21 protein-coding genes are annotated in these 18636 nt (G+C 65.6%); 7 read left to right on the forward strand and 14 right to left on the reverse strand.

What is annotated here, in order from left to right; genetic code table 11:
* Positions 1–198 precede the first annotated feature (198 nt).
* The gene (locus N5C28_RS21635; protein ID WP_279825405.1) at positions 199–2412 is read left to right on the forward strand and encodes a TonB-dependent hemoglobin/transferrin/lactoferrin family receptor; all 2214 of its coding nucleotides are present in this window, start codon (positions 199–201) and stop codon (positions 2410–2412) included.
* 83 nt (positions 2413–2495) lie between these two features.
* Positions 2496–2813 carry a Rieske (2Fe-2S) protein gene (locus tag N5C28_RS21640; RefSeq protein WP_279825406.1) on the forward strand — a complete coding sequence of 106 codons (318 nt, stop codon included), beginning with the start codon at positions 2496–2498 and terminating at the stop codon, positions 2811–2813.
* On the opposite strand, the gene sfsA is transcribed toward N5C28_RS21640, so the two are convergent.
* Positions 2814–3521, reverse strand: coding sequence for a DNA/RNA nuclease SfsA (gene sfsA, locus N5C28_RS21645; RefSeq protein WP_279825407.1), 708 nt, complete (start codon positions 3519–3521; stop codon positions 2814–2816).
* On the reverse strand, positions 3511–4692 hold the full coding sequence (locus N5C28_RS21650; RefSeq protein WP_279825409.1) for a pyridoxal phosphate-dependent aminotransferase: 1182 nt from the start codon (positions 4690–4692) through the stop codon (positions 3511–3513). The genes sfsA and N5C28_RS21650 overlap by 11 nt, the downstream gene beginning before the upstream one ends.
* A 196-nt stretch (positions 4693–4888) precedes the next feature.
* Here N5C28_RS21650 and dksA point away from each other — a divergent pair, with 196 nt between their 5' ends.
* The 3 genes from dksA (at position 4889) to N5C28_RS21665 (ending at position 6898) form a co-directional block, all read left to right on the forward strand.
* Positions 4889–5332, forward strand: coding sequence for an RNA polymerase-binding protein DksA (gene dksA / locus N5C28_RS21655; RefSeq protein WP_279825410.1), 444 nt, complete (start codon positions 4889–4891; stop codon positions 5330–5332).
* A 65-nt stretch (positions 5333–5397) separates the two neighbouring features.
* Positions 5398–6282 (forward strand): tRNA glutamyl-Q(34) synthetase GluQRS, encoded by an 885-nt coding sequence (gene gluQRS / locus N5C28_RS21660; RefSeq protein ID WP_279825411.1) that lies wholly within the window; start codon positions 5398–5400, stop codon positions 6280–6282.
* An 82-nt stretch (positions 6283–6364) separates the two neighbouring features.
* Positions 6365–6898: a hypothetical protein gene (locus tag N5C28_RS21665; protein ID WP_279825412.1), complete on the forward strand. Its 534-nt coding sequence runs from the start codon at positions 6365–6367 to the stop codon at positions 6896–6898.
* Positions 6899–6901: 3 nt separating this feature from the next.
* Here N5C28_RS21665 and N5C28_RS21670 read toward each other — a convergent pair whose 3' ends face one another.
* From N5C28_RS21670 to N5C28_RS21685, 4 genes are read right to left on the reverse strand one after another with little or no spacing between them, the layout of a single operon-like run.
* Positions 6902–7321, reverse strand: a complete 420-nt coding sequence (locus tag N5C28_RS21670) for a group 1 truncated hemoglobin (protein WP_279825413.1) — start codon at positions 7319–7321, stop codon at positions 6902–6904.
* A 2-nt stretch (positions 7322–7323) separates the two neighbouring features.
* Positions 7324–8184, reverse strand: a complete 861-nt coding sequence (locus N5C28_RS21675; protein WP_279825414.1) for a DUF3034 family protein — start codon at positions 8182–8184, stop codon at positions 7324–7326.
* A 4-nt stretch (positions 8185–8188) separates the two neighbouring features.
* On the reverse strand, positions 8189–10525 hold the full coding sequence (locus N5C28_RS21680; protein WP_279825415.1) for a sensor domain-containing phosphodiesterase: 2337 nt from the start codon (positions 10523–10525) through the stop codon (positions 8189–8191).
* Entirely contained in the window at positions 10512–11150 is a 639-nt protein-coding gene (locus N5C28_RS21685; RefSeq protein WP_279825481.1) for a methylamine utilization protein, read from the reverse strand. Before N5C28_RS21685 ends, N5C28_RS21680 begins: the two co-directional genes overlap by 14 nt.
* A gap of 269 nt (positions 11151–11419) precedes the next feature.
* Here N5C28_RS21685 and N5C28_RS21690 point away from each other — a divergent pair, with 269 nt between their 5' ends.
* On the forward strand, positions 11420–12094 hold the full coding sequence (locus tag N5C28_RS21690) for a type 1 glutamine amidotransferase domain-containing protein (protein ID WP_279825416.1): 675 nt from the start codon (positions 11420–11422) through the stop codon (positions 12092–12094).
* A 39-nt stretch (positions 12095–12133) separates the two neighbouring features.
* Here N5C28_RS21690 and N5C28_RS21695 read toward each other — a convergent pair whose 3' ends face one another.
* From N5C28_RS21695 to N5C28_RS21730, 8 genes are all read right to left on the reverse strand, one after another.
* Entirely contained in the window at positions 12134–12856 is a 723-nt protein-coding gene (locus N5C28_RS21695) for an Imm52 family immunity protein (protein ID WP_279825417.1), read from the reverse strand.
* A 58-nt stretch (positions 12857–12914) separates the two neighbouring features.
* Positions 12915–13637 carry an Imm52 family immunity protein gene (locus N5C28_RS21700; RefSeq protein WP_279825418.1) on the reverse strand — a complete coding sequence of 241 codons (723 nt, stop codon included), beginning with the start codon at positions 13635–13637 and terminating at the stop codon, positions 12915–12917.
* Positions 13638–13650: 13 nt separating this feature from the next.
* Positions 13651–14133: a Tox-REase-5 domain-containing protein gene (locus N5C28_RS21705; RefSeq protein ID WP_279825420.1), complete on the reverse strand. Its 483-nt coding sequence runs from the start codon at positions 14131–14133 to the stop codon at positions 13651–13653.
* Positions 14134–14456: 323 nt separating this feature from the next.
* Entirely contained in the window at positions 14457–14840 is a 384-nt protein-coding gene (locus N5C28_RS21710) for a hypothetical protein (RefSeq protein WP_279825421.1), read from the reverse strand.
* Entirely contained in the window at positions 14833–15357 is a 525-nt protein-coding gene (locus N5C28_RS21715; protein WP_279825422.1) for a DUF4123 domain-containing protein, read from the reverse strand. Before N5C28_RS21715 ends, N5C28_RS21710 begins: the two co-directional genes overlap by 8 nt.
* A complete protein-coding gene (locus tag N5C28_RS21720; protein ID WP_347881275.1) occupies positions 15354–15806 on the reverse strand; it encodes a PAAR domain-containing protein in 453 nt (150 codons plus the stop codon). The genes N5C28_RS21715 and N5C28_RS21720 overlap by 4 nt, the downstream gene beginning before the upstream one ends.
* Before the next feature lie 144 nt (positions 15807–15950).
* The gene (locus tag N5C28_RS21725) at positions 15951–16898 is read right to left on the reverse strand and encodes an alpha/beta fold hydrolase (RefSeq protein WP_279825424.1); all 948 of its coding nucleotides are present in this window, start codon (positions 16896–16898) and stop codon (positions 15951–15953) included.
* Positions 16899–16980: 82 nt separating this feature from the next.
* Entirely contained in the window at positions 16981–17871 is an 891-nt protein-coding gene (locus N5C28_RS21730) for a triacylglycerol lipase (protein WP_279825425.1), read from the reverse strand.
* Between the two features lie 300 nt (positions 17872–18171).
* Between N5C28_RS21730 and N5C28_RS21735 the strand changes: the two genes are divergently transcribed.
* On the forward strand, positions 18172–18633 hold the full coding sequence (locus tag N5C28_RS21735) for a hypothetical protein (RefSeq protein ID WP_279825426.1): 462 nt from the start codon (positions 18172–18174) through the stop codon (positions 18631–18633).
* Positions 18634–18636: the final 3 nt, after the last annotated feature.

Consider the following 18636-nt stretch of genomic DNA (forward strand, 5'->3'; position numbering starts at 1 on the left):
ATACGAATTCATTTGATAATTATTTGCATTTGAATGTCAAGCTGGTTATGTTCGCCGCCGATGCCAACCCCGGTGACCGCTTCACACCCGCCGCCTCCACCCTTTCCGATGACGACAGGCTGGACGCCGCGCAACCAGGTTGCGCCCGCCGCAGAGCAGGCCGATCCGTGTCGCGAGCACCCATTCAGGAGTACCGCCATGCTGCGCCGTCCGCCCTTCGCCCGCCGTCCCTGGCTGGCCTTGCTGTTGCTATCGCCCTCCCTCGCCATGGCTGCCGACAAGGCGGCCACCCAGTTCGATACCGTCACGGTAACGGCCACCCGCAGCGAGCAGACCCTGGACCAGGTGCCCAGCACCGTATCGGTACAGACCGAACGCGACATCGACCAGAAGAACGTGAAGAACATCCGTGACCTGGTGCGCTACGAGCCAGGCGTTTCGGTGAGCGGCACTGGCAGCCGCTTCGGCCTGTCTGGCTTCACCATTCGCGGCATCGGCGGCAACCGCGTGCTGACCCAGGTCGATGGCGTGTCGATGCCCGACGCCTTCACCTTCGGCCCGTTCCTGGACGCACGCCGCAACTACGTCGATGTCGACACCCTCAAGCAGGTGGAAATCATCCGCGGCCCGGCCAGCTCGCTGTACGGCAGCGACGCCATCGGCGGTGCCGTGAGCTTCCTGACCAAGGACGCCGCGGACTACCTCGAAGAAGGTGATGACGCCTACGCGCGTTTCAAGACGGGGTATGACGGTGCCGACGACAGCTGGCAGCGCAGCGCGACCTTCGCCGGCCGCCTTGGAACGGTCGACGGCCTGCTGCACATTGGCCGCCGCGACGGCCAGGCGCTGGACACCTACGGCGGTCGCAGCGGCATCGGCGCCTCCCGCGAGGAAGCCAACCCGCAGGACTACAGCGCCGACAACCTGCTGGCCAAAGCGGGCTGGAATTACAACGGCAGCGACCGCCTGCAGCTGACCTACGAACGCTACGCCGATGACGCCGACACCCAGGTGCTCAGCGAGCACAGCACCACTGCCGCCGTGCGCACCTCGAGCGCCACGGACAGCACCGACCGCGAACGCATCAGCCTGCAGCACACGTTCGAACTGGGCAGCCTGCTCGCCGACCATGTCGACTGGCAGCTCAGCTACCAGGACAGCCAGATTCGCCAGCAGACCCAGCAAACCCGCTTCGCCGGTGGCGGATTCCGCAACCGCACCCGGGACTCCAACTACCAGGAGAAGCTCTGGGCGCTCAACGCCAAGTTCGACAAGGCGTTCGCCACCGGTGAGGCTGCGCACCACCTGATCTACGGCTTCGACGTGAAGCGCCTGGAAAACAGCGACCTGCGCCGTGGACGCGAAATCGTCATCGCTACCGGCCTGCCGGCTCCTGCCGTCCCTGGCGATGAAATCTTCCCGCTGAGCGACTTCCCGGACCCGACCACCACCGAATACGCCCTGTTCGCCCAGGACAGCATCAGCATTGGTCGCTGGACCCTGCTGCCGGGGCTGCGTTACGACCATTACAAGCTCGAACCGGACGTTACCCCCGAATACCTGAACAGCCAGCCGGTTAACCGTTCACCGTCGAACTACAGCGACCACGCCGTTTCGCCAAAACTCGGCGTCACCTACCAGGTCGATGACGCCCACAGCGTCTACGGTCAGTACGCGGCCGGTTTTCGGGCTCCGAACGCGGTGGATATCTTCGGCGAATTCATCAACTTCGCCCGGGGCTACCAGACCATCGCCAACCCGAATCTGAAGGCCGAAACCAGCGACAGTTACGAGCTGGGCCTGCGCGGCCAATACGAGGTCGGCAGCTTCGGTCTGGCGCTGTTCTACAACCGCTACGACGACTTCATCGAGCAGGTCACCCTGGCCAGCGACCCCACCGGGGCTGGTCGCATGACCTTCCAGTACCAGAACCTCGATCGTGTAACCATTCGCGGCGCGGAAGCCCGGGGCGAGCTGTTCCTCAACCACTTCGGACTGCCTAACGGCACCCGCCTGCGCAGTGCCATCGCCTATGCCCGCGGCAAGGACGAAGCCAGCGGCGAGCCGATCAACAGCATCGACCCGATGAAAGCGGTGTTCGGTCTCGGTTATGACGCCCCGACCGGCAAGTTCGGCGGCGAGCTGGCCTGGACCCTGGTGGCAGCCAAGGACCGCGTGGATCAGGCGCAAATCCCCAACCAGTACGAGCCTTCGGGCTACGGTATCCTCGACCTGACCGGTTACTGGCAGGTTACCGAAGAAGTTTCGGTCAACGCCGGCCTGTTCAACCTGGGCGACAAGCAATACTGGCAATGGGGCGACGTGCGCAGCCTCACCGAAAACAGCCAGAGCCTCGGCCGCTACACCCAGCCAGGCCGCCATGCGGCGATCAACCTGATCTGGGAAATCTGAGTTCCACTTGGCACAAGGACGCGCCCTCCTATCGCTTCGCCATGCCCTGCGGGATAATCCACGGCTCAGGCATGGAGAAACCAATGATTCGTCTATGTGCACCGGAAGAGCTGGCCGAAGGCCGCAGCCTGGGCTTCAAGACCGACAGCGAGACCCTGTTCGCCGTCCGCAAGGACGGCCAGGTGTTCGTCTACCGCAACCGCTGCCCGCACCGGGGTATCCCCCTGGAATGGCAGGCGGACCAGTTTCTCGACGCCAGCGCCAGCCTGATTCAGTGCGCCACCCACGGAGCGCTGTTCTTGATCGAATCCGGCGAATGCGTGGCCGGCCCGTGCGCAGGCCAGTCACTCACGGCCCTGCCCTGCACCGAAACCGCTGACGGTATCTGGGTGACGCCGTAGTTACAGGTGCACCGCAAGCCGCCGCACCAGGCGCACTTCGTCAGCGCTGACCTCGGCCCCGTAAGCCAACACCTCGACACCAGCATCGACCGCTTCCCGCAAGGCGGCACCATACGCGGGGTCGATCTCCACCGCCGGGCGCACCGCCTCGATGTCGCTCAGGTTCACGCAATACAGCTGCACAGCACGCACGCCGGCTCGGGCCAGGCTGGCCAGCTCTCGCAGGTGTTTGGCGCCACGCTCGGTGCGGGCATCGGGAAACGCCGCCACCGGGCTGTCGGCAAACCCCAGGGTCACGCTTTTCACTTCGACGAACGCGGTGCCCGACGGGTACTCCAGGCAGAAGTCCACCCGGCTGCGCTCCTGACCGTAAGGCACCTCGCGCTTGAGCGCGGTGAACCCCGCCAGCTCGGTGATCAACCCGGCACGCAGGGCCTCTTCGACCAGCGCATTGGCGCGCCCGGTGTTGATCACCGCCAGCCGCCCGTGGGGCGTTTCGCCGATCTCCCAGGTGCCCGGCAGCTTGCGCTTGGGGTCACTGGAGCGGCTGAACCACACCCGCGCGCCTTCGCTCATGCAATTGAGCATCGAGCCGGTGTTCGGGCAATGGATGGTCAATCGCTCGCCGGACGCCGTTTCGATATCCGCCAGGAACCGCTTGTAGCGGCGCAGCAGGACGGCCTGTTCGAGCGGTGGATCAAAGCGCATCCGGCCTCCAGGTCTTCAGGCCGCGGGCGATGCGCTCGACCGCTTCCTGCAGGCGCGGCAAGTCCTGGGTGTAAGCGAAACGCACGTGCTGGGTCGCCTGGTGGCGGCCAAAATCCAGCCCCGGCGTGAACGCCACGTGCTCGGTTTCCAGGAAGTGCTGGCAGAAGGTGAACGCATCGCCACCTAAGGCGCTGATATCCGCATATAGATAGAAGGCACCCTCAGGCTCCACCGCGATCCTGAAGCCCAGCTCGCGCAGCGCCGGCAGGAGGAAATCCCGGCGCGCCTGGAAGGCATGGCGCCGCGTCTCGAGAATCTCCAGGGTCGGCGCCTCGAAGCAGGCCAGGGCCGCGTGCTGGGCCATGCTCGGCGCACTGATATAGAGGTTCTGCGCCAGTTTCTCCAGGTCGGCCACCGCAGCCTCAGGCGCCACCAGCCAGCCGAGGCGCCAGCCGGTCATGCCGAAATACTTGGAAAAGCTGTTGAGCACGAAGGCGTCGTCGTCCACTTCCAGCACGCTGGCTGCGTCCACGCCGTAGGTCAGGCCGTGGTAGATCTCATCGACCACCAGGTGACCGCCCCTGTCCTTGAGCGCCTGGGACAGGTCCGCCAGTTCGTCACGTCCCAGCAGCGTGCCGGTCGGGTTGGCCGGCGAGGCCACCAGGGCGCCGACGCTGTCTTGGTCCCAGTGCCGCGCCACCAGGTCAGGGGTCAGTTGATAGCGCACCTCGGGGCCCACCGGCACCAGCTGCGCCGCGCCTTCGACCAGGCGCAGGAAGTGGCGGTTGCAGGGGTAGCCGGGGTCCGCCAGCAGCCAGTGTTTGCCGGGGTCGACCAGCAGGCTGCTGGCCAGCAGCAAAGCACCTGAACCTCCTGGCGTAATCAGAATCCTATCCGGGTCTATGCTCAATCGATAACGCTGCGCGTAGAAGCCGGCAATGGCCTCGCGCAGGGCCGGCAGCCCACGGGCAGCGGTGTAGCGGGTATGACCGGCGGCCAGTGCCGCCTGGCCCGCAGCGACGATTGGCGCGGCAGTGGTGAAGTCCGGCTCGCCTATCTCGAGGTGGATGACATCGAACCCATCGGCCTGCAACTGGTTGGCCCGGGCGAGCAATGCCATGACGTGAAACGGTTCGATGGCGCGGCTGCGCGCACTGTAGGACTGTGCCATGGAGCTGCCTTGTAGAAGGTGGAGGCGCGGATTCTAACCAAGCCTCTGCCGAAACGGCAGCAACCTCGACAACCGGGAGTGGCGCGGCTTGAGTTGATCTGGTAAGTTCGCCCGCTTGCAGTCGCAGGGCCGTTTTGTTAATGGCAATGGAAATTATCCTGCGCAGTGGACTAGAGAGAGTGAGAGGCGGTCATCCATGCCCACCAAAGCAAAAGCAAAGAGCAGTCAACTGATTCGTGGCTTCGAACCCTATCAAGAGAGCAAGGGCGAGGAGTACATGAGCGATGAGATGCGCGCCCACTTCACCGGCATCCTCAACAAGTGGAAACTTGAGCTGATGCAGGAAGTCGATCGTACCGTTCACCACATGCAGGACGAAGCAGCCAACTTCCCGGACCCGGCCGACCGTGCCAGCCAGGAAGAGGAATTCAGCCTCGAACTGCGCGCCCGCGACCGCGAGCGCAAGCTGATCAAGAAGATCGACGAAACCCTGCAGCTGATCGAAGACAACGATTACGGCTGGTGCGACTCCTGCGGCGTCGAGATCGGCATCCGCCGACTGGAAGCCCGCCCGACCGCGACCTTGTGCATCGACTGCAAGACGCTGGCGGAAATCAAGGAAAAGCAGATCGGTTCCTGATCTGACAACGGGGCGCTGAGGCGCCCCGTGTTGTTTCTGCCCTCCGCACGACACGACCCTCCAGCATGAACGCGCCCGCCTACACAGGCCGCTTCGCACCGACCCCAAGCGGCTACCTGCATTTCGGCTCCCTGGTCGCCGCCCTGGCTTCCTACCTCGACGCCCGCGCGGTGGGCGGCCGCTGGCTGCTGCGCATGGAAGACCTGGACCCACCACGGGAAGTCGCCGGCGCCCAGACGGCCATCCTGCAGACCCTGGAAAGCTACGGTTTCGAATGGGACGGCGAGCTGGTGCGCCAGAGCGACCGCCATGCCGGGTACCAGGCCGTGGTCGACCGCCTGTTCAGCCAGGGCCTGGCCTACGCCTGCACCTGCTCGCGCAAGCAACTGGAGGGCTACCAGGGCATCTACCCGGGCCTGTGCCGCAACGCCGGCAACCCCGCCCAGGATGCCGCCATCCGCATTCGCGTGCCGGAGCTGACCTACCGCTTCACCGACCGCGTGCAGGGCGACTACCAGCAGCACTTGGGGCGCGAGGTGGGCGACTTCATCATCCAGCGCCGCGACGGCTTCTACGCCTACCAACTGGCCGTGGTTCTGGACGATGCCTGGCAAGGCATAACCGACGTTGTGCGCGGCGCCGACCTGCTCGATTCCACGCCGCGCCAGCTTTACCTGCAGGAACTGCTGGGCCTGCCCCAGCCGCGCTACCTGCACGTGCCGCTGATCATCCAGCCCGATGGCAACAAGCTCGGCAAATCCTACCGCTCGCCGCCCCTGCCGACCGACCAGGCCGCGCCCCTGCTGGTACGCGCCCTGCGCGCACTGGGCCAGGTGGTGCCGCCCGAACTGGACGACGCCCGCCCCCATGAGCTGTTGGCCTGGGCGACCACGCACTGGGATGCCACGCGGATACCGCGCAGCGCCACCCTGGCCGAAGCGAGCCTGTAGGCCTCCCCTGTTCAATTCAGGCGACAATCCGCCTGCGGGCCTTTATCCTTCGCGCCATTCCCCTCCCCTACAGGACCTCGCCATGCACGCCCAGCTCGAAGAATTGATCGGCAAAATCAGCTCGGGCTGCATGCTGCCGGAAGACATCACCCGGATCGCCGGCGAAGCGGCCCAGGCCTATGCCGACCCGGAGGCCTTCCTGGCCGCCAACCCGGACATCAACTACGACGGCAGCTTTCCCATTCCCCTGGGCGAGTGGATGGTGGTCGGCAGCCTGCCGGACACCGTGCTGTTCCAGGCCGATTCCTACGATGCGCTGTTCCAGCAGGTGGTCGACTCGTTCGGGCCCCAGGTGAGCTTCGTGCTCAAGCCCAAGCAACTGGTGAAAGTCGAGCCGCTCAAGGCGCTGAACCGCATCCAGGTGCAACTGGGCAGCCTCAGCCCGGAAACCGGTGGTTATGTGCTGGTCGACTTCAGTGAGCCGCTGGATGACGCCCTGCAGGCGGTGCTGGTCTACCGCAATGACCTGGAGCGGGTGCTGGCCCTGGCCGTGGAGATCGGCATCTACGCTGCGCCCGCCTACGAGGCCCTGAAAGCGGCCCAGGAACAGGACTGACCGCTAACGGTCGATGACCTGGGCCCGCATGGGCGCCAGGCGCGCCAGCAGGCGGTTCTGCGCCGGCACCGGCACCCCCTCGGTGTCCATGGCGTCCTGCAGGTTTTCCACCAGCGCATTGAAATCACTGGGCGTCAGCCGCTGGCCCTTGTGGCTTTCTTCCATGCTGTCGCCGGTGTAGGTGCACGGCCCGCCGGCCTCCACGCAGAACTGCTCCACCAGCTTGTCGCGCAAGCGCACGATATCGATCTTCTCGAAATGCCGGACGATGCGCCTATCCCGGGCGATGTTCATCAGCATGCCCTCCACGATCCGGGTGATCCCGGCCTGCTCCCCCAGGGCGCGGTACAGGCTGTCGTCCCTGGGCGGCTGCTGGGCGCAGGCGGCAAGGCTCAGGAGCAGAACGGCGGCGATCAGGCGCATGTTCAGAAGCTCCCCTGCACGGACAGGTAGAACCCGTCCTGGTTGTCCAGGGTGGCGATCTCCCCCAGGCGCGCATAGGCCAGCACCACCGCCAGGTGCTTGTTGGGGAAGTAGCCGATGAACAGGTCCGCCCAGTCTCTCTCGCCAGCGAAACCGAGGTTGTCGGGTTTCTCCCTGTACTCGATGCCCACCGCCCAGTCGCGGTCGAGCAGCACCGCCACCGAGCCCTCCTTGAGCACCGAATGGCGATCACGGCGATCACCACCGAACCCCAGCAGCCCCAGCTCGTTGGCCCGGCTGTAGCGCAGGCCGCCGTTGATCAACAGGTTGTAGCCGAACGCCCCGCCGAGGATCAGGCGACTGGCGGTGAGGTAGCCCTCGGTGTCTTCGCTGCGCTGGGCACCGACCAGGCTGGGGATGAGGAAATCCTTCTGCCGCTTGTGCTGCAGCCCCAGGGACACCTGCGGCAAGCGGTCGTAGATCAGGTCGCCGAACAGCCGCACCTTGAGCCCGAAAACGTCCTGGCTCAGGCTGTTTTCCGGCAGGCTCAGGTCGCGCGCCAGGTTGCCCAGGTCGAAGCGCTGGCGGGCGTAGGACAACTCCAGCCGATTGTCGAAGGACGCCGCCACCCCGGCCACGTCCAGACGGTAGTCGCCGGTTTCCACCCGGGTGGCGAACACATCGGCGCCCCATTCGCCCCGCTCGCCATAACCGGCCAGCACCGCCCAGGGCGTGATGCCGCCACCGGCCGCGCCCTCCAGGCTGGTGGCACCGCCCGTGGCAAGCAATCGCCCCTGATCGGCCCAGGCCAAGGCAGGCAGCAGGAGGAACAACGCAACGCTGAGGGAAGGCACGTATCGCATAGGCTCAATGCACCATCGAGAGGGAAGGTGTCAAGGGGTTGGCGACCCAGGCCTCGAAGGCCGCCGCCGACAGCGGTCGGCTGATCAGGTAGCCCTGGGCGGTGTCGCAACGCCAGTGCCGCAGCAGGCGCAGGCTGCTGTCGAGTTCGACCCCCTCGGCCACCACCTTGAGGCCCAGGCTGTGGCTCATTTCGATGGTCGAGCGCACGATCACGGAGTCTTCGCTGAGGTCGTCCAGCTCGCGGATGAAGGACTGGTCGATCTTCAGTTCCTGGACCGGCATGCGCTTGAGCTGGGCCAGGGACGAGTAACCGGTGCCGAAATCGTCCACCGACAGGCTGATGCCGCAATCACGCAGACCGTGCAGGACCCGCAGCGCCGCCTCGGGGTCGAGCATCATGCCGCTCTCGGTGATCTCGAACACCAGTTGTTCCGCCGGCACCTGGTACTGCTGCAACAGCTGGCATACCCGCCCAGGCAACTCGGCATCCACCAGGTCGGCCGTGGAGATGTTCAACGACAACTGCACCTGCAGGCCGCGCCGCGCCCACTCCTGCAACTGGCGCACGCATTCCTCGATGACCCAGGCAGTCAGTTGCTGGATGCTGCCGGTGCGCTCGGCCAGCGGGATGAACTCCCCGGGCGAGACCATGCCCAGGTGCGGATGCTGCCAGCGCAGCAGCGCCTCGGCCTGGCCGATATGCCCCGCCGCGATGTCCAGCTTGGGCTGGTAATGCAGCAGCAACTCGCCGTTGTCCGCGGCACGGCGCAAGTCGCGGATCAGCCGGACCTGGCGCTGCTGGTCGTCATCCCGGCCCCGCTGGTAAATCTGCAGACGCCCTGGCAGTTGGGCAGCGTCCTGCATGGCGATACTGGCCCGGCGCAGCAGGTCTTCGGGCAGGTCGCCATCGTCCGGGTAGGCGGCGATGCCGATGCGGCAGTCCAGCGCGATGTCCAGGGTGCCGACCCGCAGCGGCTTGATCAGCATCTGCTGCACCCTGTCGGCGATCGCCACCGCGCTGTCGCTGTCGGTGTTCTCCAGCAGCAGGAGAAATTCGTCGCCGATGATCCGCGCCAGGCTGTCGCCCGGCCGCAGAATGACCTGCAGGCGACGACTGAGCTGCTGCAGGGCCAGGTCGCCACCGCCCGGCCCGCAGCTCTCGTTGACCGAACGGAAGTTGCCAATACCCAGGTACAGCAGCGCCGTGGGGCGCCGTGCGGTGATGGCGCTGCCCAGCCGTTCCAGGGCCAATGAACGGTTGGGCAGGCCGGTGAGCGGGTCATGCAGGGCGTTGTGCGCCAGTTGCTGCTCGCGCTCGGCGATCCCCAGCTGCATGGCCTGCAGCGCCCGGGACAGGCGCCCCAGCTCGTCACCCCGGGCCAACTCCAGGGACTCCTGGTAATTGCCCTGGCCTACCCGCGCAGCCCCTTCCGCCAATTGCCGCACCGGCTGGGAAATACTGCGCGCCAGCAATAGCGCCCCCACCAGCGAAGCCACCAGGGCTGCCAGGGCGATCAGCAGAATGTGTCGTTCCAGCGGCACGAAGGCCTGCTGGGCCTGGGCCAGGGAGCGGTGCAGCAATGCCTGCATCTCGAAATCCGGCCCGCTGGCGAGCAGCAGGTGCTGCCCCAGGTACAGGGCCTGCCCGAGCTGCATCACCCCTTCCTGATCCGGTGCACCGAGGTCCTGGCGCAGGGCATCGTGGCTGGACACCGGCAAGGTGCTGATCCACACCTCCGGCAACCCCTTCTGGCGTGCCACCAGGGTCAACTCCAGGTGCGTGAGCTCATGCAGTTCGCGGGCAAAACGCTCGTCCACCTCGAAGCCCATCATCACTCGGGCGATGGGCAGCGGCGCCGCGATCACCGACTGCACCAGCAGGTAGACCTTGTCCGCCAGGGGCATGAGGAAGGTCTGCACCCCCTCGTTCTGACGCTGCAGGGTCTGGGCGCCCAGGCTGGCGGCCGTGAATTCGTCGAGCCGGCTGTCGGTGGACAGCATCAAGTTGCCGTCCAGGTCCAGCATCATCACCACGCTGGCGCTGATTCGCGCGCCGTGGTTGGCCATGGCCGACTGGATGGTCGCCGCATCGCCACTGGCCACGGCGTCCTTGAAGCCGAAATCGGCGGCCAGCACCTGCACTGCATCGTGCAATTGCCGCCCGCGCAGGTCGAGCAATTGCTCGAACACCTGGGTGCCGACCTGCAGTTGTTCGCTGGCCTGGGTGCGCACCGCCACGCCGGTGGCGGCCTGCACGGCGATGTACAGCGAACCCACGACCACCAGCAGCAGAAGCGTCAGGACACTGGCGATCCGCGCCTGGAAACTACTGCGCAGCATCGCGTGTGGCTTTCCTGAACGCATCGCCGAAGCTGCTGGGCGGCGGACCACTCGGTGCGGGTGTCGCCGGGGTCTGCAGCGCCAGCTGGTAGCGCTGGGTGCCGACCTCGGCGCCCACCTGCAGCTCCGCCCCGGCCTGGGGCAGCATGCCCGGTACGTTGGGGTGCCACAGGCTCACGGCGTAGCGCCCGGCAGGCAGGCCGTCGAAGGCGATCCGCCCCTGCTCATCGCTCACCGCGAACCACGGATCGTCGGTGACGTAGACGTACCCCACCATCCAGTCATGGATGTTGCACCCCAGCACCACTAGGCCCGGTTTGTCGAACACCACCGGCTCGCTGGGCGTGCCCTGGTACAGGCGCAGCTCGAAGCGCTTGGCCGGGGAAAAGGAATACACGTGGTGACGGATGTCATCGCTGTTGGGGAAGGACACCGCGGTGCCGGTGCGCACGGCCAGGACATTGGGCACGAACTGCTGGGCACGCTGGTCCATGATGGCCTTGCTGCTGGCCGGTTCGGCGTCCAGCGGGCCGCGCAGCGTGAGGACGGCATTGGCCAGCGGCTGGCCGGCTTCGTCGACCATGTCGGCCCGCAGCCCGGTCGCCGACGACGCCGTGCTGAACAGGCCCAGGCCCAGCGCCAGCAAGGTGGAAAGACAAGTGATGATGGGGGTGTTCGCTCGTGCCTGGTCCACGGTGTCCAGCCTCCGCCAGGCGCGTGCGCGTCCTTGGCATCCTCATGGGTTGTGCCAATGAGCGTAGCTGGCACTCGACAGAAGAGCACGTTCAGGGCGTGGCCACCTGCCATGCCCTGCCCGGTCGAATTATCGACACCGACGGCGGTCACTACCTTAGCGACCACCGATTGGCCACCGGGCCAGGAGAGGAGGAACCCATGAAGATCCTGATGGTGCTCACGTCCCACGAACAGCTGGGCGATACCGGACTCAAGACCGGCTTCTGGCTGGAGGAATTTGCCGCGCCCTACTACGTGTTCAAGGATGCCGGCGCCCGCCTGACCCTGGCCTCACCCCAGGGCGGCCAGCCGCCCATCGACCCCAAGAGCACCGCCGAAGAATCCCAGACCGAAGCCACCCGCCGCTTCAACGACGACTCGGCGACCCAGCGCGCACTCGCCACCACCGTGCCCCTGAGCGAGATCGATGCCAGCGACTACGACGCCCTGTTCTACCCCGGCGGCCATGGGCCGCTCTGGGACCTGGCCGAGGACACGCTGTCCATCGCCCTGATCGAGCGCTTCCTGGAACAGGGCAAGCCAGTGGCCGCGGTGTGCCACGCCCCGGCGGTGTTGCGCCATCCCAAGGGCAACGACGGCAAGCCCGTCGTCAGCGGCAAGCGGGTGACCGGCTTCAGCAACAGCGAAGAAACCGCGGTGCAGCTCAACGACGTGGTGCCATTCCTGGTCGAAGACATGCTCACCGCCAACGGCGGTCATTACACCAGCGCTGATGACTGGATGAGCCATGTCGAGATCGATGGCCTGCTGATCACCGGCCAGAACCCTGCCTCTTCCGAGGCCACGGCCAGGGCGTTGATCGAACGGCTTTGAGCGATCCAGGTGCGCGGCGCGGACCAGGCGCCGCCTCCACTACCCGGCGAACAACGGCAGGTAGCCCCGCTCCAGCAACCGGATATCGGTGTCAGCGACGCGCTGCACGTGGGTACGATCCTGGTCGTTCATCACCCCGGGGCAGGTCACCACCAGCGTGCCGCGCTGCGGAATCGCGAGCACGGCCTCAGCATCCGGTAGATCGGCGGCGCTCAAACTGTGCGGGCAAAAGCCGATCCAGCCGATGCTCTGTCGGTCCTTGAACACGCGCCGGAACAGGTAGTGGTCCTGGGGCACCGCCACCGCCCAGGTGATTTCCGGCCAGAGTTCCACCGCCGCCAGCATCACGGCCTTGATGGTTGCCGTAGGGTCCGGCAGCACCCGCAGCAAACCACCGATGTCTTCAATACGCATGCCGGATGACGCATGGCGGGTCATGGCGTCGTACGAGAGCGAGAGCCCGCCCTTGAAAATGTCCGGCTCGCCATTCCACAGCACGTACTTCACACGCTGGGGATCTTCCTGATCAGCCCACTGGTCCGCTTCGTCCTGGAGGTACTGGGGGTTCTCCATCACATTGAAACGCAGCCCATCGGCAATCGAGCCACCGCCGCGGTACCAATTGGCGAGCAGCGGGCTCGCCACCGCCATACGCTCGAAAAAACGCAGGCTGCGTTGCAGTTGCTCCTGCCTGGACACTGCCGCGATGCGCACCGGGTCGAACCGGAAGAACAGTTCGAACCCTACGAATTCAACGCCCATTGAGGAGCACCGTGTCGGAATGCGCGAGCCGGTAGCACGGGCTACCGCCACGCGTGTGTCAGGAAACGAAAAACGGCAGGAGGCCCTTGTCCAACAACCGGATATCGAGGCTGCCTACCCGCTGTACATCTGCCGAAGACTGCTCATTCATCGCCGCCGGGCAACTGACCACCAGCGTACCGCGCTCCGGCAGTTCGATCAGTTCGTCGGCTTCCGGGTAATCCTCGGCCTTGAGCGGATGAGGACAGAAACCGATCCAGCCGATGGTCTGGCGATCCTTGAAGACCTTGCTGCGCAAGTAGTGCTCTCGGGGCGCGAACACCGCCCAATCGATCTCGGGCCACAGGCTCACGGCCAATTGCAGGATGCGCAGCACCACCTGCCGGACGTCGTCGAAGGCCGCAATCAACGCCCCACCATCCTCGAAGCGCATGCACGACATGGTGCCCTGGTCATGGGCGCTGTAATGGAGTGCCAGGCCGCCCGCGAAGGGATCATCCTGCCCATTCCACAGCGATACCCGGAGCCAGCTCGGCACCTCGGCATCGAGGTTGTCCTGCGCTTCACCTTGCAACTGCTGCACATCGCCAACCACGGGCTTGCTGAGCGCCTCGCTCTTCGAACCGCCCTGACGGTACCAGTTCTTCAACAGCGGGTGGATTTCTCCCAGCCCCAGCAGAAAAGCGCTCAGTCGCTCCAGCTGGACACTGTGCGGCACCGCCACGATGCGAGATTGATCGAAGCGCAATACAAACGAAAACTTTCTGAATGGAACGGCCATTCCTTTCTCCAACTCAAGCCCAACGCTCGGGATTATTCTTCATATCCTCTTCCATCAGGCGCTTTTCTTCGTCTCGATGCTGCTGGTAGTCGTCGTGCTCCGAGTGACCGGGCATCGGGTTCCAGAACGCCTTGAGGTTGGTCAAGCCAAGCTCGGCGTACTGCTCAGCGCAATACTCGTACACGACCCGCTGCAGGAAATGCCATTCGACCGAAACCGGCGGAGCCGGCTGAGCTTTCCTGGCATGGTTTACCGCCGGTACGATCAATTCCTTTTCGACGTTGGCCCAGGGACGCGGTATGCCCACCAACGGAATGAACATGAACGCGTAATTGGCCTTGGCTTCCAGCAACGTACAGCGGGACTCGTCGAAACCATCCCACCAGGTCGCACTCCACAGCCACTCATAGGGAAACGGAAAGTTGGTGACCCACTGCTGATACTGGGCTGACAAGTCGGACATGCTGTGGCCCTTGCCCGCGTTGGCAGCGGCCATCGATCCTTGTTCCGGCGGGCACTCTACGCAGTCTCTGTCAGCACTGGTGCAGTCGCGCTCCGCCTCGCGGGTGCGCGGGACCGTCCGCGGGCGGGGTACCGCCTGGGGTGCCGGTCGGGTGACCGGGCGCGGTGCGGGTGGTGCCGCCGGTTCTGGAGCCCGAGGCGGTGCCGGGCGCGGCCCTGGACGAGGCGCCGGGGTGGGAAAACGCGGCCCGGGGAGCGGTGCTGGCGCGTCGAACGGGCCCCGGGGGCCGATACGGGGTCCGACACGAACCCCGCCCAACGGGCCAGTCACCACAGGCCCCGCCTGCAACAATCCGCTCATCGTGCCTCCTGCGTGGCCTCGTAGGCCTTCCAGTCCCGCATCAGGGTGTTGAATTCGACGATGCTTTCGTAATCCTGAAAGCGCTGCTCGGGGCTGTCATCGACCGGGCGTTTCATGAAATCGATGAACACCGGCTGCTGGTGGAAATCCGTATAGGCCAGGCCGTGGCGCATGAAGCGCTCGGTAACATCCGGATCACGAATGCCCAGCGCCCGAGCTTCTTCGCGCAGGTCGCGGAGCATCTGCATAGCCGGCCACAGGCCCTTCTGTTCGAGCCAGGTGGGGTTTTCCGTGCGCAGTTCCAGCAGCAGGCGCTCGATGATTTCGTCCTGGCGAATCTCTTCCAGCTGCAATACCTGCTCTTCGCTCAACTCAAGCATGCGTCGCCTCCTGCGACTTCCTGGTGTAACTCAGGTAGCTGCCTTGCAGCGGTTGCCAGACCAGCCACTCGTGCACCGGCTGCATCAGCGCCGCCTGTTGCTCGCCCGTCAGCACCAGGTCCAGGCTGCGCCGCACCGTCGGGTTGTAATAGCGAAACAGCGAGCGCCGGCCATCGGGCAGGCGGGTGAACAACAACTGCGTGTAGTGCGCGGCGAGGGTGCTGAACGACTCGCTGCTCCACAGCCAGGACACCATCGGGTCGCGCCGGTCGCGTTCGGTGAGCCAGCTGAGAAAATCATGGGGCAGCGCGGCCTGGGGAAATTCGACCAGCGCCGGGCCGCCATGGCGGATGCCGTCCAGTTCGCCACCTTCGAGCAGCCACTGGAAGCGGAAGGCGTCGCTGGCGTTCTCCAGGCGCTTGTCCAGGGTCAGGTAGCGGGCGCCGTCGACCAGTGCGTAGAGGGTGAGCGTCGGGTCGCTGGGGGTCAGTGAGAAACGTTGCAGCGGCTGGGTCATCGGCCACCGCCCAGGCTTTCCAGTGGCACGAAGGTCTGGTTGCGTTTGGCGGCGGCCAGCAGGCACGGCAGGCACAGCTTGGGCGTGACCAGGGCCGCCACCGGCGATACCGATGCACCACCGGAATTGCCGATGAGCACGGTGCCCGACCCGCCGACCACCACGTTGCCGTGGCTGCCCACCGTCCCAAGGACGGTGGCCGGCATGCCATTGATCAGCACAGTGGGAATGACATTGCCGGCCAGGGCAGAACCGCAGGCCGTGGGGTCGCCCTGGCGCGCGGCCGGCAGACTGTCGAAGAACACATTGGGCGAGCCGGCTGCAATGGGGTTCGTTCCATGCCCCGGCAGTGGACACGCGGTGGGATCGCTTAGGCGAGCAGCTGGTTTTCCAGACATTCCAATCTCCCTATCGGTCGCTGTGACAGGGAAAACTCTGCGCCAGGCCACACAACGGCCGCAACAGAAAATCGCTATTTATGTGGCTAAAAGCACCAAATAAAGGCAAATGCGCAAAAACTTGCGCACCTTTGCCACGCTGAATGTCGGCCGATTTAAAACGCCGTCATTAGCGTTTTCCCTTCATGCTGACCGTCAGTTGGCCAGAAACTGCCGCAGTGCCGCGACGGTGCGCAGCGGGTCTTCTTCCTGCGGCACATGCCCCAGGTCATCGAAGAGCACCAGGCGGCTGCCGGCGATATCACGCTGGAAACGCTCGGCGTTGTCCGGCGGAATCAGGCGATCCTGGCCGCCCCAGAGAATCAGCGTCGGCACCTTCAGCTCGGCGATGCGTGCATGGTCTTCGCCAGAGGGCGCCTGGACGAAACGCTGGCGCAGCGCCTGGCGGTTGCCCGCGCGCCGGGTCAGGTCGTAGTAGCGGTCGACCAGCGCCTCGTCCACCTTGTCCGGGTCGCCATAGACGTTGCGCACACTGGAGTCGATCATCGAGCGCGGCAGCAGGTTGGCCATCAGCGGCGCCAGCCCCGGCACCTGCGCCAGGCGGAAGCCGATGGGCACCGACGTGGCGTTGCGCGGATAGCCCGCGGCGTCCACCAGCACCAGCCGCTCGACCCGTTGCGGCTGGTCGAGGGCGAAGCGCCAGGCCAGCTGGCCGCCGAAACTGTTACCGGCCACCACCACACGCGGCACCTGCACCTGATCGAGCACCTGCGCGAGGAAGCGACTGTAGTGCGCCAGGCGGTAGTCGCCATCGGGGAACGGGCCGGTCAGGCCAAAGCCGGGCAAATCCAGGCTGATAACCCGGCGCTCCGCCTTCAGCGCGGCGACCCAGCCTTCCCAGGTGTGCAGGCTGGCCGAGGTGCCGTGCAGCAACAGCAGCGGCACCGGGTCGTCACGGCGCCCCTCGTCACGCAGGTGCACCTGCATGCCGTCGACCGTGACGAACTGCGACGGCGCAGGCGCCCAGCGCTCGGCCAGTTCCTCCACCGGAAGGTCGGGCGCCCAGTTGAGGGCGATGAACCCGGCGATGCCCAACAGCAGAACCAGCACGGTGGTCCGCAGGGCCCTGGCGAGGTGTCTCATGGTCGTGTCCTTGTCGTTGGCGAACCGTGGCGGCAATGGTACGGATTCGCCGGCGCGTCGGGCATCGCTCCTAAGACGGAATCTACAGGCCGGCCTCGCGCAGGCGCCGGGCATGTTCGAGAAACAGCTCGACCGGCCTGACCCCTTTGCCCACGAGGCCGAAGGTCTGGTTGACGATGTCGAAGTGATCGAGGGGGTAGTCGTCGCCGATCACCGTGCCGAGGTGCGAGCTGTAGCGCCCGACCATGCCGTCGCAATGCCCGGCTTCGCGGCGGAAGGTACGGGCAAACAGGCGACAGGCCAGGTTCGGGCCATCCAGGCGATTGCCACCGCGGTTGGTCACCCCCGGTTGCAAGGTGCCGGACCAGGAGTAGTAGCGCACGCCATTGACCTCGGCGGCGCCCTGCCCGCCCCAGGTATCCGGCAGGCCCTGTGGATAACGCACGTTGAAAGCGGCCACGCCCTCGCAGGTCAGCGACTGCTGGGCCGCGGCGACATCCATCGGCAGGGCAGGCCCCTTGTCGCCGGTTTCCAGCCAGGCCATGCAGCGCGCCACCCCGCGCAGCAGCGCCGACAACAGGCGCTCGCGCAGGCTGCCATGGGGCGCCCGGCGTGCCAGGTAGTCCGCCAGCTCGGAGCCGTGGTTGGGGCCCGCCACCGAGGTGACCGAGGCCACCCACTCTGGGCGTAGCGCCGCCGCGTAGCGGGCGGTCAGCGCGCCCTGGCTGTGGCCGATCAGGTGCACCTTGGCGGCGCCGCTCTGCTCGCGGACGCGCGCGATGTGCGCCAGCAATTGCTCGCCGCGCACCTCGGTGGAATTGACTGAAGACACCAGCACGGGAAAGACCGTGGCGCCCTGCCGGCGCAAGGCCGACACGATGCCGTACCAATAGGGGTATCCCAGCAGGCGAACGAAGCCGAGCAGACCCGGCACCAGCACCAGAGGGTAACGCGGTCCAGCAGTCGTCGACATGGCGAATCATCCGTGGTGAACACACAGCGAAACGAGGCAACCGACACCAGCCGATGATCGGGTGCGCCTCTCCCAATTCTTCGATTTCGACGTCGCCGAAGGGTTTTCCAACGCCCCTCGAACACGACGCACAGCGCCCTGAAGCCTAGACCATGGCTCGCTGAAAGCACCGTCCTAGAGCTGCAAAATCAACCATTACCGGTGTCGATGGATACTATCGAGCCAGTCAACTTCTTATTCGCGGTCAAGTCCCTACCATTGCCTCCCATACCCACTCGCAATCTCTTAGGAGGAACCATCATGAAACAGACAATCGCGATCAGCCTGCTACTCGGCCTGTTCACCACCAGCGCCTTCGCACTGCCCAGCCAGGGCCCGATGCCGATTCTTGGCGAAGTCCAGGACAGCCAGCAAGACGTCCTGCCGCAGGACCGTCACGTTGCTGAAGGTGGTGCCGAACGCACCCTGGAACAGCGCCTGCGCACCGCTGAAAACGACGCCCAGATCGACCGCCGTATCCGCGTCTCTGAAGGTGGTTCGGAGCGCACCCCTGGCCAACAACGCATCCGCGTCGCCGAAGGCGGTTCCGAGCGTACCCCAGGTCAGCAACGCATCCGTGTCGCTGAAGGCGGTTCCGAGCGTACTCCCGGCCAACAACGCATTCGCGTCGCCGAGGGCGGTTCCGAGCGTACCCCGGGCCAGCAGCGCATCCGCGTCGCCGAAGGTGGTGCAGAGCGTACCCTTGCCCAGCGTATCGGCTGAATG

The sequence above is a fragment of the Pseudomonas sp. GD03944 genome, assembly GCF_029839275.1.
In the GTDB taxonomy this organism is placed as follows: Bacteria; Pseudomonadota; Gammaproteobacteria; order Pseudomonadales; family Pseudomonadaceae; genus Aquipseudomonas.

Excerpts from the sequence above, each read along its gene's own strand:
- N5C28_RS21635 (WP_279825405.1), top strand. The coding sequence starts at position 199 with ATGCTGCGCCGTCCGCCCTTCGCCCGCCGTCCCTGGCTGGCCTTGCTG.
- N5C28_RS21640 (WP_279825406.1), top strand. The coding sequence starts at position 2,496 with ATGATTCGTCTATGTGCACCGGAAGAGCTGGCCGAAGGCCGCAGCCTG.
- sfsA (WP_279825407.1), bottom strand. The coding sequence starts at position 3,521 with ATGCGCTTTGATCCACCGCTCGAACAGGCCGTCCTGCTGCGCCGCTAC.
- N5C28_RS21650 (WP_279825409.1), bottom strand. The coding sequence starts at position 4,692 with ATGGCACAGTCCTACAGTGCGCGCAGCCGCGCCATCGAACCGTTTCAC.
- dksA (WP_279825410.1), top strand. The coding sequence starts at position 4,889 with ATGCCCACCAAAGCAAAAGCAAAGAGCAGTCAACTGATTCGTGGCTTC.
- gluQRS (WP_279825411.1), top strand. The coding sequence starts at position 5,398 with ATGAACGCGCCCGCCTACACAGGCCGCTTCGCACCGACCCCAAGCGGC.
- N5C28_RS21665 (WP_279825412.1), top strand. The coding sequence starts at position 6,365 with ATGCACGCCCAGCTCGAAGAATTGATCGGCAAAATCAGCTCGGGCTGC.
- N5C28_RS21670 (WP_279825413.1), bottom strand. The coding sequence starts at position 7,321 with ATGCGCCTGATCGCCGCCGTTCTGCTCCTGAGCCTTGCCGCCTGCGCC.
- N5C28_RS21675 (WP_279825414.1), bottom strand. The coding sequence starts at position 8,184 with ATGCGATACGTGCCTTCCCTCAGCGTTGCGTTGTTCCTCCTGCTGCCT.
- N5C28_RS21680 (WP_279825415.1), bottom strand. The coding sequence starts at position 10,525 with ATGCTGCGCAGTAGTTTCCAGGCGCGGATCGCCAGTGTCCTGACGCTT.
- N5C28_RS21690 (WP_279825416.1), top strand. The coding sequence starts at position 11,420 with ATGAAGATCCTGATGGTGCTCACGTCCCACGAACAGCTGGGCGATACC.
- N5C28_RS21695 (WP_279825417.1), bottom strand. The coding sequence starts at position 12,856 with ATGGGCGTTGAATTCGTAGGGTTCGAACTGTTCTTCCGGTTCGACCCG.
- N5C28_RS21700 (WP_279825418.1), bottom strand. The coding sequence starts at position 13,637 with ATGGCCGTTCCATTCAGAAAGTTTTCGTTTGTATTGCGCTTCGATCAA.
- N5C28_RS21705 (WP_279825420.1), bottom strand. The coding sequence starts at position 14,133 with ATGGCCGCTGCCAACGCGGGCAAGGGCCACAGCATGTCCGACTTGTCA.
- N5C28_RS21710 (WP_279825421.1), bottom strand. The coding sequence starts at position 14,840 with ATGCTTGAGTTGAGCGAAGAGCAGGTATTGCAGCTGGAAGAGATTCGC.
- N5C28_RS21715 (WP_279825422.1), bottom strand. The coding sequence starts at position 15,357 with ATGACCCAGCCGCTGCAACGTTTCTCACTGACCCCCAGCGACCCGACG.
- N5C28_RS21725 (WP_279825424.1), bottom strand. The coding sequence starts at position 16,898 with ATGAGACACCTCGCCAGGGCCCTGCGGACCACCGTGCTGGTTCTGCTG.
- N5C28_RS21730 (WP_279825425.1), bottom strand. The coding sequence starts at position 17,871 with ATGTCGACGACTGCTGGACCGCGTTACCCTCTGGTGCTGGTGCCGGGT.
- N5C28_RS21735 (WP_279825426.1), top strand. The coding sequence starts at position 18,172 with ATGAAACAGACAATCGCGATCAGCCTGCTACTCGGCCTGTTCACCACC.